This is a genomic window from Methylobacterium sp. Leaf91 (genome assembly GCF_001422815.1).
Taxonomy (GTDB): domain Bacteria; phylum Pseudomonadota; class Alphaproteobacteria; order Rhizobiales; family Beijerinckiaceae; genus Methylobacterium.
On sequence record NZ_LMMP01000005.1, the window covers coordinates 64,800 to 77,909 of the forward strand.

Annotated in this window: 12 protein-coding genes; 5 read left to right on the forward strand and 7 right to left on the reverse strand. The window is 66.3% G+C overall.

The window, feature by feature from the left end; translation table 11 throughout:
- The first annotated feature begins 429 nt into the window (after positions 1–429).
- The 3 genes from ASF32_RS06515 (at position 430) to ASF32_RS06525 (ending at position 4,032) form a co-directional block, all read left to right on the forward strand.
- Positions 430–1,854, forward strand: a complete 1,425-nt coding sequence (locus ASF32_RS06515; protein ID WP_056425182.1) for a phosphomannomutase — start codon at positions 430–432, stop codon at positions 1,852–1,854.
- A 452-nt stretch (positions 1,855–2,306) separates the two neighbouring features.
- Complete coding sequence (locus tag ASF32_RS06520) at positions 2,307–3,425, forward strand: MBL fold metallo-hydrolase (RefSeq protein WP_056425184.1); 1,119 nt, start codon at positions 2,307–2,309, stop codon at positions 3,423–3,425.
- Between the two features lie 46 nt (positions 3,426–3,471).
- The gene (locus ASF32_RS06525; RefSeq protein WP_056425470.1) at positions 3,472–4,032 is read left to right on the forward strand and encodes an SCO family protein; all 561 of its coding nucleotides are present in this window, start codon (positions 3,472–3,474) and stop codon (positions 4,030–4,032) included.
- Between the two features lie 33 nt (positions 4,033–4,065).
- Here ASF32_RS06525 and ASF32_RS06530 read toward each other — a convergent pair whose 3' ends face one another.
- The 5 genes from ASF32_RS06530 to ASF32_RS06550 form a co-directional block, all read right to left on the reverse strand.
- Positions 4,066–4,956: an ABC transporter permease gene (locus ASF32_RS06530; protein ID WP_056425186.1), complete on the reverse strand. Its 891-nt coding sequence runs from the start codon at positions 4,954–4,956 to the stop codon at positions 4,066–4,068.
- Entirely contained in the window at positions 4,953–5,858 is a 906-nt protein-coding gene (locus ASF32_RS06535; protein ID WP_056425190.1) for an ABC transporter ATP-binding protein, read from the reverse strand. The genes ASF32_RS06530 and ASF32_RS06535 overlap by 4 nt, the downstream gene beginning before the upstream one ends.
- Before the next feature lie 11 nt (positions 5,859–5,869).
- Complete coding sequence (locus ASF32_RS06540; protein ID WP_056425196.1) at positions 5,870–6,901, reverse strand: ABC transporter substrate-binding protein; 1,032 nt, start codon at positions 6,899–6,901, stop codon at positions 5,870–5,872.
- Positions 6,902–7,259: 358 nt separating this feature from the next.
- Positions 7,260–7,925, reverse strand: a complete 666-nt coding sequence (locus ASF32_RS06545; RefSeq protein WP_056425199.1) for a methionine ABC transporter permease — start codon at positions 7,923–7,925, stop codon at positions 7,260–7,262.
- Positions 7,915–9,039: a methionine ABC transporter ATP-binding protein gene (locus ASF32_RS06550; protein ID WP_056425202.1), complete on the reverse strand. Its 1,125-nt coding sequence runs from the start codon at positions 9,037–9,039 to the stop codon at positions 7,915–7,917. Before ASF32_RS06550 ends, ASF32_RS06545 begins: the two co-directional genes overlap by 11 nt.
- 495 nt (positions 9,040–9,534) lie before the next feature.
- On the opposite strand from ASF32_RS06550, the gene soxC reads away from it, so the two are divergent.
- A complete protein-coding gene (soxC, locus tag ASF32_RS06555; protein WP_244483601.1) occupies positions 9,535–10,794 on the forward strand; it encodes a sulfite dehydrogenase in 1,260 nt (419 codons plus the stop codon).
- On the forward strand, positions 10,784–11,392 hold the full coding sequence (locus tag ASF32_RS06560; protein ID WP_082490375.1) for a cytochrome c: 609 nt from the start codon (positions 10,784–10,786) through the stop codon (positions 11,390–11,392). Before soxC ends, ASF32_RS06560 begins: the two co-directional genes overlap by 11 nt.
- On the opposite strand, the gene ASF32_RS06565 is transcribed toward ASF32_RS06560, so the two are convergent.
- Together ASF32_RS06565 and ASF32_RS06570 are read right to left on the reverse strand one after the other, a co-directional pair.
- The gene (locus ASF32_RS06565; RefSeq protein WP_056425204.1) at positions 11,356–12,153 is read right to left on the reverse strand and encodes a MetQ/NlpA family ABC transporter substrate-binding protein; all 798 of its coding nucleotides are present in this window, start codon (positions 12,151–12,153) and stop codon (positions 11,356–11,358) included. The genes ASF32_RS06560 and ASF32_RS06565 overlap by 37 nt on opposite strands.
- 120 nt (positions 12,154–12,273) lie before the next feature.
- On the reverse strand, positions 12,274–13,074 hold the full coding sequence (locus ASF32_RS06570) for a MetQ/NlpA family ABC transporter substrate-binding protein (RefSeq protein ID WP_056425207.1): 801 nt from the start codon (positions 13,072–13,074) through the stop codon (positions 12,274–12,276).
- Between the last annotated feature and the right edge of the window lie 36 nt (positions 13,075–13,110).

A 13,110-nucleotide genomic window follows, 5' to 3' on the forward strand; every position in this document is an offset into this window, starting at 1 on the left:
CCGGCTATCGAGCCGAAGCCGCGTTTCGGAAAATTACAATGCGATGACAATGGCTTAACGTGCCTTGTCATGGGGCATGCGCGGAAGGGTTATCTCAAGGCGCACCGTCTCTGTCGAGGCGATTTCGCAGGCCGCTCTTTGCTCGACGGATCATACGGGTGATGGCACGCAGCATCGTGCGGGCAGGGCAATCGCATCATCCATGCTCTGATCCGACCTCCAGTGCCCCGGACGATGCTCGCCCGAGCGAGCCCAATCGTGAGGTGGAGCCCCTTCGGAACCCCGCTCCGGACCGCACCCTCCGAATGGGGCGACCAAAAGTTGCGCAAAGGACCAGCCTGCCATTTGAGACGACGGCGCAACCCACTTAGAAGCGGGGTTTACCGCAACGCTCGGCGCGCGGTCACGCCCTTTGCAAGTGGAAAGCTCATGAGCAGTCTGAAATTCGGAACCAGCGGCCTGCGCGGATTGGTGACGGACCTCGTAGGATGGCCGAGCTACGCCTATGCCAGCGCGTTCTTCCGCTCGGTCGCCGCGACGGCTGGCGAGGGCGCGTCCGAACGGATCGTCGTCATCGGGCGGGATCTGCGTGACAGCAGCGCGGGGATCGCAGCCACGGTGGCAAATGCCGCCGCGGCGGCCGGGTTCAGCGTGTACGATTGCGGCGCGCTACCGACCCCGGCTCTCGCCCTGGAAGCGATCCGGCGCGGGGCCTGCGCCGTCATGGTCACAGGCAGTCACATCCCGTCGGATCGCAACGGCCTGAAATTCTACCGGCCCGATGGAGAGATCACCAAGACCGACGAGGTCGCCATCCTCGCCGCCCTGGGCGACATCACCAAGGCCGGGGACATGCCGAAGGCCGATTCAGCCATTCAGGAGCCTGGCGCCATCGACCGCTACCGGCAGCGCTATACCGATGCCTTCGCACCGACCATCCTGGCTGGTCAAAGGATCGCGGTCTATCAGCAGAGCTCGGTCGCGCGGGACCTCCTCGCCGACGTGCTGGCCGCGCTCGGGGCTGACATCGTACCGATCGGCCGCTCCGACAGCTTCATTCCGATCGACACGGAAGCACACCGTCCCGAGGATATCGCGTTCATCCGCGATGCCATGGCGTCGGGCGGCTTCGACGCGCTCGTGACGACCGATGGCGATGCGGACCGCCCGCTGCTCGCGGATGCCGCCGGCAGAATCGTGCGGGGAGACGTTCTCGGGCTGATCACCGCTCGCTACCTCGGCGTCGACACGGTGGTGGTGCCGGTCACGGCGGGCTCGGCGATCGAGCATGCGGGCGGGTTCCGGAGCGTGTTGCGCACCAAGGTCGGCTCTCCCTTCGTCATTGCCGGGATGGACCGGGCGAAGAGCGAAGGCGCGAGCACCGTCGTCGGTTTCGAGGCCAATGGCGGGTTCCTCCTTGGCTCGGACGTCGTCATCGATGGCAAGACACTGCTGGCCCTGCCGACGCGTGATGCGATCCTTCCGATCGTGGCGACATTGGCGGCCGCGCAGGAAGCCCGCCTGACCCTCGCTGAACTCGTCACGTCGCTGAATGTCGGCGAGACGGCGAGCGATCGTCTTCCCAATACGCCCGCAGAGCGAAGCGGCGCGTTGCTGCGCCAACTCGGTCAGGACTCGTTCCGCGGGGAATTCTTCCGCCCGATCGGTACGCCCCAGGGCGTGGATGAACAGGACGGCGTCAGGGTCGAACTCGACGGCGGCCGGACGATCCATTTTCGTCCGTCCGGCAATGCGCCCGAACTGCGCTGCTACGCGGAGGCGGGATCGGCCGCGGACGCTGAAGAATTGGTACGCTGGGGATTGGCCGCAGCGGCCGCGGCCATGACAAACTGAGCCGAGCGAGTCCAGGGGCGGGCCAGGCGGGCCCGCTCCTGGCCGGTCCCTGCACCTGGACTCGATCCATTCTCGACCGGGAATCGCCCCGGTTCTGGTCCCGCCCGGATCGGGCCGAAAACGCTTCGGCAATGGCTGGTTAGGCGGCGATCGCGAGGCGGCCGGTCCGCCTTGCTTCGCTCGTGTCCGATGGGGTGCTGGAGTTTGAAGGACCTGCGAGACGGATAAGGTTTGCGACAAGCATACCGGCACGATGCCGACGATCTTGCGGCGCACTGAGCAGACGCACCACCTCGGACGAAGTATCCCACGGGAACAGAGCTTCACCGATGTCGCCGAATACGAGACATCCTTCTCTCACGATCCTGAAATAGAGCAAACCCATCCCGAAAAGCTCGACTATAATGTATACAGAGCAGGAGCCGTGACGCGTCGGCGTCGAGGAGGATGGGATGGCCCGAGAGATCGGCAGGCGTGGCTTTCTGAAGGCCTCGGCGGCTCTTGCCGCGACCGCAACGGCCGGGTTTTCGTGTATCGAGATCGCGAATGCCGCGACGATCGAGATACCGACGGTCGACACGCTGAGCTTGCGCGTCTTGATCGACTCGTCCCACGATCAGTTCCTCAAGCCCGCGACGGTTCAGGGTGTCGTCCACCAGCCACCCGGGAACGGGCGCGGCAGCGATTACCGCAAGGTTCTGCACAACCAATGGGGCCTGTCGCTGTTCGCGGAATCGCGGCGCGCGGACGAGGCACGCACGATCCTGCTCGATTTTGGCTACAGCCCCGATGCGTTGCTGAACAACATCGAGATCCTGAAGGTCGACCCGTCCAAGATCGACGCCCTCATCGTCAGCCACGGCCATCACGATCATTACGGCGGCCTCAACGGGTTCCTGGACAAGTACCGCGCATCCCTGCCCGCGGATCTGACGCTCTATGCCGGCGGCGAGGACAATTTCTGTCACCGCGTCAGCCCGAGCAAGGTGCAGGGGCAGTTCACGGATTTCGGCCAGCTCGACCGGCGTGAGTTGACGGCGCAGAAGATCAGGACAGTCCTGTGCGAGACACCCACGGTGGTGGCCGGCCATGCCTTCACCACGGGTCAGATCAAGCGCTCCTCCATCGAGCGCATCCTGCCCAACACCTTCGTGGAACGCGGCATCAAGGACGGTCTCGGCTGCGATGCCACCCACTATTCGCCGGCTGAACTACAGGGGCAAATCATTCCCGACGAGCATGTCCACGAACACGCCACCTGCTTCAACGTGAAGGGCAAGGGCCTCGTCGTCATCAGTTCCTGCGGCCATGTGGGAATCGTCAATTCGGTCCGTCAGGCCCAGGCCGTCTCGGGTGTCGAGAAGGTCCATGCCATCGTCGGCGGGTTCCATCTCGGGCCGGCGTCGAAAGACTATCTCACCCAGATCGTGGCCGAGATCCGAAAGCTCGATCCCGACGTGGTCATTCCCATGCATTGCAGCGGCCTCAACTTCGCGCTGGAAGCCCAGGCGCAGATGCCCGCCAACGTGATCGTGCCGACCACGGGCAGCCGTCTCACCTTCGGTGCGTAGGTCCGCAGCCGCGGCGCTGTTCCTGTCGCTCCTGGCCTGGCACGCCATGGTGCCGGCTCGTGGCGCGGAGCCGGCGCGACGCTCGGCTGCGGAGTTGATGGACGTGCTGATGTGGAACCGCGAGCCGGTGGGCGGGCCCTTCAGTCTCGTCGATCACGAGGGGCGCAGGCGCACGGAGGCCGACTTTCGCGGCAAGCTCCTCCTCGTCTATTTCGGCTACACCTCGTGTCCCGATATCTGCCCGACCGACCTCATGGAGATCGCCCGCGCCCTCACCCTGCTGGGCGCGGAGTCGGAGGCGGTCCAGCCGCTGTTCATTACCCTCGATCCGGAGCGGGACACGGTCGCGCATCTCGCCGAATACGTGCCGAACTTCTCGCCCCGGCTCGTGGGCCTGACGGGAGGACCGGCGGCGATCCGTCAGGCTGCCGATGCCTACCGGGTGTTCTTCGAAACGGGCGTGGGAGTGAATGGTGACAGGACGATCGACCACTCGGCCTTCATCTACCTGATGGACCGGTCGGGGGCCTATCTCGGCTTCTTCCCGCCGGGCACCTCGGCCGAGCGAATGCTGACGATCATCCGCCCCCATCTCGCTCAGCCCTGACGGCTGCGCATCGAGCCTCCACCGTCGATCAGATCATCGCGCCATGCCCCAGCGCCGCACGGTGAGCCGCTCGAAGGCCGCGAACACGATGTTCTCGACAACGAGGCCAATGACGACGACGAGGACGAGGCCGGCGAAGACGCGGTCGGTGTAGAGTTCGTTGCGGTTCTGGAAGATGTACCAGCCGAGACCGCCGCGCCCCGAGGAGGCGCCGAAGACGAGCTCCGCCGCGATCAAGGTACGCCAGGCGAAAGCCCATCCGATCTTGAGGCCGGACAGGATCGCCGGCAGGGCGGCGGGGATGAGGATCTGAATCACATAGGACGGGCCGCGCAGGCCGTAATTGCGCCCGGCCATGCGCAAGGTTTCGGGCACGCCCTGAAAGCCCGCATAGGTGTTGAGCGCCATCGGCCACAGCACCGAATGGATGAGGACGAAGATCAGACTGCCGGAACCGAGGCCGAACCAGAGCAGGGCCAGCGGCAGCAATGCGATCGCCGGCAGCGGATTGAACATCGCCGTCAGGGTCGAGAGCAGGTCGCGGCCGAACTGGGTCGAGACGGCCAGCGTCGTCAGCAGGAAGGCCAGGACGATCCCGCAGACATAGCCCTGCAGCAGCACGACGAGCGAGATCCGTACCCGATCCAGCAATTCGCCGTTCACCAAACCATCGAACAGGGCCGCCATCGTGGCGCCGAAGCCGGGCAGCAGCAGGTCGTTGTCCTGCCACCGCGCCAACCCCTCCCAGAGGAGGATCAGGGCGACGATGATCAGGCCCTTGCGGAGCCAATCCTGCTGCCAGAGCCGGGTCGAGAACGGCAGCACCCGTTCCACCGGGGCTTCCACGAAGGGGGCGAGCACATGGTCGTATTCCGGGCGGATCGGCGGCACGAGGGGCCGGCCCGCGAGACTGGCATTGCTCATGCCGAAACCTCCGTGGATGCGCGGCTTTCGGGTGCGGCCTCGAACAGGCGGCTGTGCAGTCGCTGCACCGCGTCCTGAAAATCGTGGCTCCCGATGCTGGTCAGATCGAAAGCATGGCTGTTGAACTCGGCCCGCACCCGGCCCGGATGGGGCGAGAGCAGCGCCACCCGGTTCCCGACCACCAGGGCCTCCTCGATGGAATGGGTGACGAAGAGAAGGGTGAAGGGGGCCTCGTCCCAGAGGGACAGCAACTCCTCCTGCATCCGGCGCCGGGTCAGGGCATCCAGAGCCGCGAAGGGCTCGTCCATCATCAGGACCTTCGGCTGCATCGCGAGCGCCCGGGCGATCGCCACGCGCTGCTTCATGCCGCCCGAGAGCTGGTGCGGGTAGCTCTCGGCGAAGGGCGTCAGCCCGACCTTGTCGATGTAGTGGCGGGCCCGCTCCATCGCTTCGCGCCGTCCCAGCGCCCGTGCCGCGCGCAAGGGGAAGGCGACGTTCTGGGCCACCGTCTTCCAGGGCGGCAACTGGTCGAATTCCTGAAACACCACGATCCGGTCGGGTCCCGGCTCGCGCACGGGCACGCCGTCGAGGGTGATCTCGCCCTCGACGGGGCGAATGAAGCCCGCAGCCGCCTTGAGCAGGGTGGACTTGCCGCAGCCCGACGGCCCCAGCAAGACAAAGCGATCCCCCTGGTGGATGTCGAGATCGATGCGATGGGTGGCGCGCACCACCCGCTCCGGCGTGCGGTATTCGAGGGTCACACCCTTGATCCGCAAAAGCGGCGATGCCTCGGCCGCGATCGGGGAACGGGCGCGCGCGTCTTCACGCCGGATGGAACCCCGCGCGCGGGATTCGGGATGTTCGGCGATGGCAAAGTCGGAACGGTGGGCTGCGAAACTCATGGCGTGCCGCCTCAGCTGCCGCTGCTGATGCGCGGATCGTCGAAGAAGTAGTCGCCGATGGCCAATGGCTCGGCCTTGATCGCGCCGACCCGGTGCATGAACTTGCCGAGGCCGATCGTGTTTTCCGGCTTCACCTTGAAGGTCGCCGCAGGGTTCTTGATGATCTTCGTCAGGAGAGCCGGGTCGAGCTTGCTGTTGTTGATCCGAATATAGATGTCGGCGGCTTTCTCCGGGTTCTCGGTAATGAACGTCGCGGCTTCATCGAGCGCGCTCAGGAACGCCTTGTAGGTCTTCGGGCTATCCTTGTAGAATTTCTCCGTGGCGTAGAGCACGGTGGAGGAGGCCGGCCCGCCCTGCACGTCATAGGAATTGAGGACGATCCGGGCCTTCGGGTTCTCGGCCAGTTCCTGCTCTTGGAAGGGCGGGTTGCCGAAATGGCCCGAGATCTCCGTGCCGCCCTTGATGATCGCGGCGGTGGCCTCGGGATGCGGGACGGCGACACTGATCTTGTCGAGTTTGGCGAAGTCCTTGTCGCCCCAAAGCTTCGCCGATGCCAGTTGCAGGATGCGCGACTGAACCGAGACGCCGACGGCGGGAACCGCGATACGGTCCTTCTCCGTGAAGTCGGCGATGGTCTTCACGTCCGGATTGTTGGTGACGAGATAGTAGGGGAAGTTGCCCAGGGACGCGACGCCCTTGACGTTCTGCCGCCCCCTGGTGCGGTCCCAGAGGGTGAAAAGCGGGCCGACCCCGGCACCGGCGATCTCGATATTGCCGGACAGGAGGGCGTCGTTGACCGCCGAGCCGCCGGAGAGCTGGACGTAGTCCACCTTGATATCGAGGCCCGCCTGCTTGCCGTGCTTCTCGATGAGCTTCTGATCCTCGACCACGTTGAGGAGCAGGTAGACGACACCGAATTGCTTGGCGATGCGCAATTGGCCTTCGCCGGCCGCAGCATGGCCCGCGGCCACCAGGGACAGGGCGAGCCCGCCGAAAAGGGACGCGGCCTTGCGGCGCGAGAGGGACATGCGTCGGGTCGTCATGGGGAACCTGCTGTCGAATTCGGGCGCGGAATGCGGAGCCGGGACGTGAAAGGCGCCTGCAAATTTGCTTGGCGGCGCTCGCCGCGTCAATGAAATCGTTCTCTTTATAGAACAGCGGATGGAGATGATCCGTCTCTGGAACGCGTAGACTTTAGTAGCTATCCAGCTTTCGTCGATAGTAAGAAGGATATTTCCAGCACTTCAGTCGTAAGCTGGAGGTTGTCGGTTCATACCATCCCCACAGTCGTTCGTTTTATGGGACACGGAGGGCAGCTTGTCGGATGCAAGGCCGGTCACCGTCCCCGCCACACCAACTCATGTGCCGGATCGATCTCGCCCGATCGGCACGGGGGCCGGATCATGCCCGGCGGACACGTCGGTTGAGACGAGCGGCGAAACGCTCGCCGATGGTCTGCACCGCCTGGACCAGTACGATCAGCACGACGACGACGGCGAGCATCATCTCAGGGCGAAAGCGCTGGTAGCCATAGCGGATGCCGAGATCGCCCAATCCCCCACCGCCGACGGCGCCGACCATGGCCGAATAGCCGAGCAGCGACACCACCGCGAGGGTCAGGCCGAGGAGGATGCCGGGTAGCGCCTCCGGGATCAGCACCTTGCGGATGATGGTGAGTGGGCCGGCACCGAAGGCGCGCGCCGCCTCCACGAGCCCGGAATCGACCTCGCGGATCGCTGCCTCCACGAGACGGGCGATGAAGGGGGTCGCCGCCACCGTCAGCGGCACCGTGGCGGCCCATAGGCCGATGGAGGTGCCGGCGATGAGGCGCGTGAACGGGATGATGGCCACCACCAGAATGATGAAGGGTGTCGAGCGGGTGGCGTTGACGACGAGACCCAGGATGCCGTTGAGCCACGGTGCGGCGAGCAATTCCCCGCGCCGGCTGGTCGCCAGGAAGATCCCGAGCGGCAAGCCGAACAGGGTTCCGAGACAAGCCGCGACGGCCACCATGGCGAGGGTGTCACCGGTCGCCTGGAGCAGCAGGCGGATCATTTCAGGCGACACGGCGAGCCTCCACGCTGCGAGCCGGCAGGTAGCCGAGGAGATCGGAGACGAGACCATGGGCGTCGAGGAACGCACGTGCGCGCCCGACGACATCCGGCCCCGCGGGCAGGCCCACCGTCAGTGAGCCGAATGGCTGTCCGGCGATCTCGTCGACGGTGCCGGACAGGATGTTGGCCTCGATGCCGGTCTCGCGCGCGAGCCGCGCGATGATCGGGTCGCTGGCGTGAGCTCCGCGAAAGGCGATCCGCAGAACCGCCGTGCCGCCGGGAATCGGCTGGGTGTCGATCTCGGCGCGAAGCCCGGCCGGCAAGGCCAGCCCCATCTCCCCGGCCAGGAGTGTCCGGGTGATCTCCGCCTGCGGACGGGTGAAGACCTCGAACACGTCGCCCTGCTCGACGATACGGCCCGCCTCCAGCACGGCGACGCGATCCGCCACGGCGCGGATCACCGACATTTCATGGGTGATGAGCACGATGGTGAGGCCGAGCTCGCGATTGATCCGGCGCAGGAGCGCCAGGATCGACCGCGTGGTCTCTGGATCGAGGGCGGAGGTGGCCTCGTCGGAGAGGAGCACACTCGGTCCGGTGGCCAGCGCGCGGGCGATGCCGACCCGCTGCTTCTGCCCACCCGAGAGTTCGGCGGGATAGCGGTCGCGCTGATCCTCCAGCCCGGTCAGGGCCAGCAACTCCCCGACACGGGCGCGGCTCGCGGCCCTGCCGCGCCCTTCGATCTCCAGCGGCAGGGCGATGTTGCCCGAGACGGTGCGGGACGAGAGCAGGTTGAAATGCTGGAAGATCATGCCGATGCGACGGCGCACGTGGCGCAGCGCGCGCTCGTCGAGGGACGAGACCTCGGCATCCCCGACCTTGATCGTCCCGGCGCTGGGGCGTTCCAGCCCATTGATCAGACGGATCAGGCTCGATTTTCCGGCGCCCGACCGGCCGATCACCCCCAGCACCGAACCCGCCGCCACCGAGAGGTCGATCCCACTCAGCGCGGAGACATCGACGCCGTCGCGGGTGACGTAGGTCTTCGCCACCTGCTCGAAACGGATCAGCACTTCCGGCGGCGGCGGTACGGCATCGCCGGGGCTATCATGATGAACTGACGACACGCAACGAACCCTTTGGACCTGCACACGCATCGCCCATGCAGGATCGCCAGAATGACTAGGATCGAAGATGTATTCCTACATCTTATACTTCGGACGCTCAATAAAAACGGTTATCAAATCGATCGTCGATTGGAAGAGAACGATCCCCGTATTCGCACCGGAAGGGAAGGATCCTCCATCCGCCCACTCGACCCGGCTCTCGCAGCAGGACTTCCAAGCACCGATTTCCGCGAGCCAACACGCTGCGGCCCCCTTCGGCAGCACTATTCGACCGCGCAGGCCGGACCCACGAAAATCACCCCGTCAGACACCCGCTCGATAGAAGATGCTATCGAATTTTTGAGAGTGTTCAGAATTTCATTTTATTGAATACAGGGGACGATTACGCTTTAATGCTTCGAGATCGGCAAAGGCGGCAGTGCCTTTGCACGGCTCTTAATCCCATGACCTTATGCTTCGCGTTCTTTGACGAACGCCCATTCGGACTCCGTTTTCATGTCGTTTGATATCATGCGTGAACCGCGCCGGTCATCGAGCCGGCGCGGCTTCCTTCGGCTGGCCGGTGGCGCGGCGGGCGGGATCGGCATCGCGTCGGCCGCGCAGGCCCTCGATGCCGGCGATCCCCTGGCCGTTCCCGAATGGAGCCGTACGCCCGGCGCGCCGTCCGCATCGCCGCCCTATGGACGGCCATCGCCCTACGAAGTTCTGGGCCGGAAGTCGCGGACGCCGCCGACCTTTCCGGGAGCCGCATCCACCGGCACGCCGCTCCAGCACCTGCATGGCATCATCACGCCCAACGGTCTGCATTTCGAACGTCATCACGCAGGCGTTCCAGCCATCGACCCGGAGCGCCACCGGCTCGCGATCCACGGCCTCGTGGAACGCCCGCTCGTCCTGACCATGGACGATCTGGTGCGGATGCCCTCGGTCTCGCGCATCCACTTCCTCGAATGCTCGGGCAATACGCCCTGGCTCGGCGCCAAACCGACCTGGACCCTCCAAGACAGTCACGGGCTCCTCTCCTGCGCCGAATGGACCGGGGTCGAATTGGCGACTCTGCTCGATGAGGTCGGCGTGAAGCCGGGCGCCGCCTGGATCCTTGCGGAAGGCGCGGACGCGGCCGGGATGACCCGGAGCATTCCCCTCGATCTCGCACGCGACGGTGCGATCCTGGCCTATGCCCAGAATGGCGAGCGGCTCCGCCCGGAACAGGGCTACCCGCTGCGGCTGTTCGTGCCGGGGGTCGAGGGCAACCTCAGCATCAAATGGCTGCGCCGGCTCAAGGTCGGAGACCAGCCGTTCCAGACGCGCGAGGAAACCTCGAAATACACCGACCTGATGCCGGATGGGTCGGCACGGCAGTTCACGTTCGCGATGGAGGCGAAATCCGTCATCACCTCACCCTCCGGTGGCGAGCAGTTGCGAAGCCCCGGCTTTCGCGAGATCCGCGGTCTCGCCTGGACGGGACGCGGCCGCATCGCGGGCGTCGAGGTCTCCACCGATGGCGGCGCGCACTGGCAGGCAGCCGTTCTGGAGGGTCCGATCCTGCCCAGATGCCTTACCCGGTTCCGGCTCCCCTGGCGCTGGGAGGGCGGCCCCGCGCACCTCCTCAGCCGGGCCACCGACGAGACGGGCTACGTCCAGCCACCGCGTGAGGCGCTGCTCTCCGTCCGGGGCACCCAATCCTTCTACCACAACAATGCGATCGCCGGCTGGCGTGTCGCCGCCGGAGGAAACGTGAGCCATGCGGTTTAGCGGCCTCGGCCTTCTCCCCTGCCTGATGGTGACGGGCGCCGCCCTGGCGGACCCGTCCGGGCCCGTCTCCCTCCCTGGCAACGGGCTCGGCCCTCTGGCGATTGGGCAGCCGGCGAGCCAAAGGATCCTCGCCCTGTGGGATATCGACGTGCGTGCCGACGGGCAGGGCCTGCCCGCCGGCCATGGCAGCGTGCGCCAGGGCGAGGCCCTGTTCGGCGCGCGCTGCGCCGCCTGCCACGGGGCGCAAGGGGAGGGTGCATCCGCCGACAGGCTCGTGGGCGGCCAGGGCAGCCTCGCGACGGGCAAGCCGGTGCGGACGGTGGGCAGCTTCTGGCCCCATGCCACCACCCTGTTCGACTATATCCGCCGCGCCATGCCCTACGACGCACCGCAATCCCTGAGCGCCGACGAGACCTACGCCCTCAGCGCCTATATCCTGCATCTCAACGGCATCCTGCCGGAGGAAGCCGAACTCGATGCCGCCTCCCTGCCGAAGGTGCGGTTGCCGAACCGGGACGGGTTCACCGCCAATATCCGCCCCGATGTGCCGGCGCACGCCAGTCAGGCGCCTCTTACCGGGATCACCGCGCCGCGATAGCGCACGCGGATGAATCCCGCGACCTCCGCCGATTGCAGGAGGGAGGAGAGCGTCTGGATGCGTGCATCCTGGGCCAGGGCCTGGGTCGTCACCAGCACGTTGGCGTAGGGGTTGCCCTCCGCCCGTTCCAGCCCGAGGGAATCCTTAGCCGGGTCGAGGCCGGATTCGAGGGCGTAGTTGCCGTTGATGACCGCCAGGGCGACGTCGTCGAGGGAGCGCGGCAATTGCGGCGGCGCCACCTCGATGAAGCTGAAGGATTTCGGGTTCTCGGCGATGTCGCCGGCCGTGGCGAAGGTGCCGTCGCCGCCGGGCCGGAGACGGATGAGGCCGTTCTCCTGCAGCAACCTCAGCCCCCGGCTGAAATTGGTGACGTTGTTCGACAGGGCGACGGTCGCCCCCTTCGGCAGGTCGGCGAGGCTGCGGGCGCGGCGCGAATAGAGCCCGAGCGGCTCCACATGCACGTTCGCGGTCACGGCGAAGCGAGTGCCGAGCTCGGCCTCCTCGCTGCGCAGATACGGCACGTGCTGGAAGAAGTTGGCGTCGGCATCGCCATCGAGAACGAGGCGGTTCGGGCGGATATCGCCGCTGATCTCGATGATCCGCAGGGGCAGGTCCGGAGCGAGCTTGTCCTGCACATAGGTCAGGATCTCGGCATGCGGCACCGAGGAGGCGACCACCTTGAGGGGTGTCGCGGCCCGGGCCGTGGAGGCCGTCAGCAGAGCAAGGGTGCCGCCCAGCAGGGCGCGACGGTTCAGGGGCATAGTGATCCTTCCTGTTCGGGCGTGCCGGCGCGTCCGCCATCGAGCGTAGCGCAGGGCTCCGGGCGGCCGGCGCGCGCTTGAAGAAACGGGTCGGGACGGGAGTTTGAGTCGGCGACCGCGCTACCAGACCGGCTCGAGGAAGCCCTTGTAGGTCTGCTCGATGTAGTCCCGCACCGGCGCCGACCGGAAGCTGCGGATGAAGGCGGTGAGACGCGGATCGTCGCGATTGTCGGGCCGCGCGACGAAGCTCAGCGTGTAGCGCCGATCCCCGGCCCCGTCGGTGATGAGGGAGGTCTTGGGGTCGCCGCCGGCGGCGATCAGGTAGGTGAAGCTCACCTGCGCCAAGGTCACGTCGTCCATCGCACGCGGCAATTGCGCCGCTTCGAGTTCGATGATCCGCAGGCGCTTCGGATTGGCGACGATGTCGGCGACGGAGGCCTCGTCGCCGACGCCCGGCTTCAACGTGATCAGCTTGGCAGTCTCGAGCAGGCGCAAGCCCCGCGCCGCGTTGACGGGATCGTTGGCGATGGCGACCGAAGCGCCGTCGGGGACCGTGTCGAGGCTGGTCACCGTCTTCGAGAACAGGCCCACGGGCAGGACCATGGCGCCCTCCACCGCCACCAGCTTGTAGCCCCGCGAGCGGATCGCGTTCTGAAGGTAGGGCACGTGCTGGAACAGGTTGGCGTCGATATCACCCGAGGCCACGGCCTCGTTGGGCGTCACCCAATCGGTGAACTCGACGATCTCGACATTCTGCCCCTGCTTGCGGGCGAGATCGGCGGCGAAGGCCAGGGTCTGCCCCACCGGCCCCGGCGTCGCACCGATGCGCAGGGGTTTTTCCGCAGAGGCGGGGCCGGTCGCCAGAGCGAAGAGGACAGCCGCGAAGCCGAGGAGGCTGCGGCGGGTACGGAGCGGGGGCATCGTGGAAGCCTGTGATCGGGGAGGGGAGAGGGAGCC

What these genes read in the sequence shown, in the direction of transcription:
- ASF32_RS06515 (WP_056425182.1), top strand. Translation starts at nt 430, where the DNA reads ATGAGCAGTCTGAAATTCGGAACCAGCGGCCTGCGCGGATTGGTGACG.
- ASF32_RS06520 (WP_056425184.1), top strand. Translation starts at nt 2,307, where the DNA reads ATGGCCCGAGAGATCGGCAGGCGTGGCTTTCTGAAGGCCTCGGCGGCT.
- ASF32_RS06525 (WP_056425470.1), top strand. Translation starts at nt 3,472, where the DNA reads ATGGTGCCGGCTCGTGGCGCGGAGCCGGCGCGACGCTCGGCTGCGGAG.
- ASF32_RS06530 (WP_056425186.1), bottom strand. Translation starts at nt 4,956, where the DNA reads ATGAGCAATGCCAGTCTCGCGGGCCGGCCCCTCGTGCCGCCGATCCGC.
- ASF32_RS06535 (WP_056425190.1), bottom strand. Translation starts at nt 5,858, where the DNA reads ATGAGTTTCGCAGCCCACCGTTCCGACTTTGCCATCGCCGAACATCCC.
- ASF32_RS06540 (WP_056425196.1), bottom strand. Translation starts at nt 6,901, where the DNA reads ATGACGACCCGACGCATGTCCCTCTCGCGCCGCAAGGCCGCGTCCCTT.
- soxC (WP_244483601.1), top strand. Translation starts at nt 9,535, where the DNA reads ATGTCGTTTGATATCATGCGTGAACCGCGCCGGTCATCGAGCCGGCGC.
- ASF32_RS06560 (WP_082490375.1), top strand. Translation starts at nt 10,784, where the DNA reads ATGCGGTTTAGCGGCCTCGGCCTTCTCCCCTGCCTGATGGTGACGGGC.
- ASF32_RS06565 (WP_056425204.1), bottom strand. Translation starts at nt 12,153, where the DNA reads ATGCCCCTGAACCGTCGCGCCCTGCTGGGCGGCACCCTTGCTCTGCTG.
- ASF32_RS06570 (WP_056425207.1), bottom strand. Translation starts at nt 13,074, where the DNA reads ATGCCCCCGCTCCGTACCCGCCGCAGCCTCCTCGGCTTCGCGGCTGTC.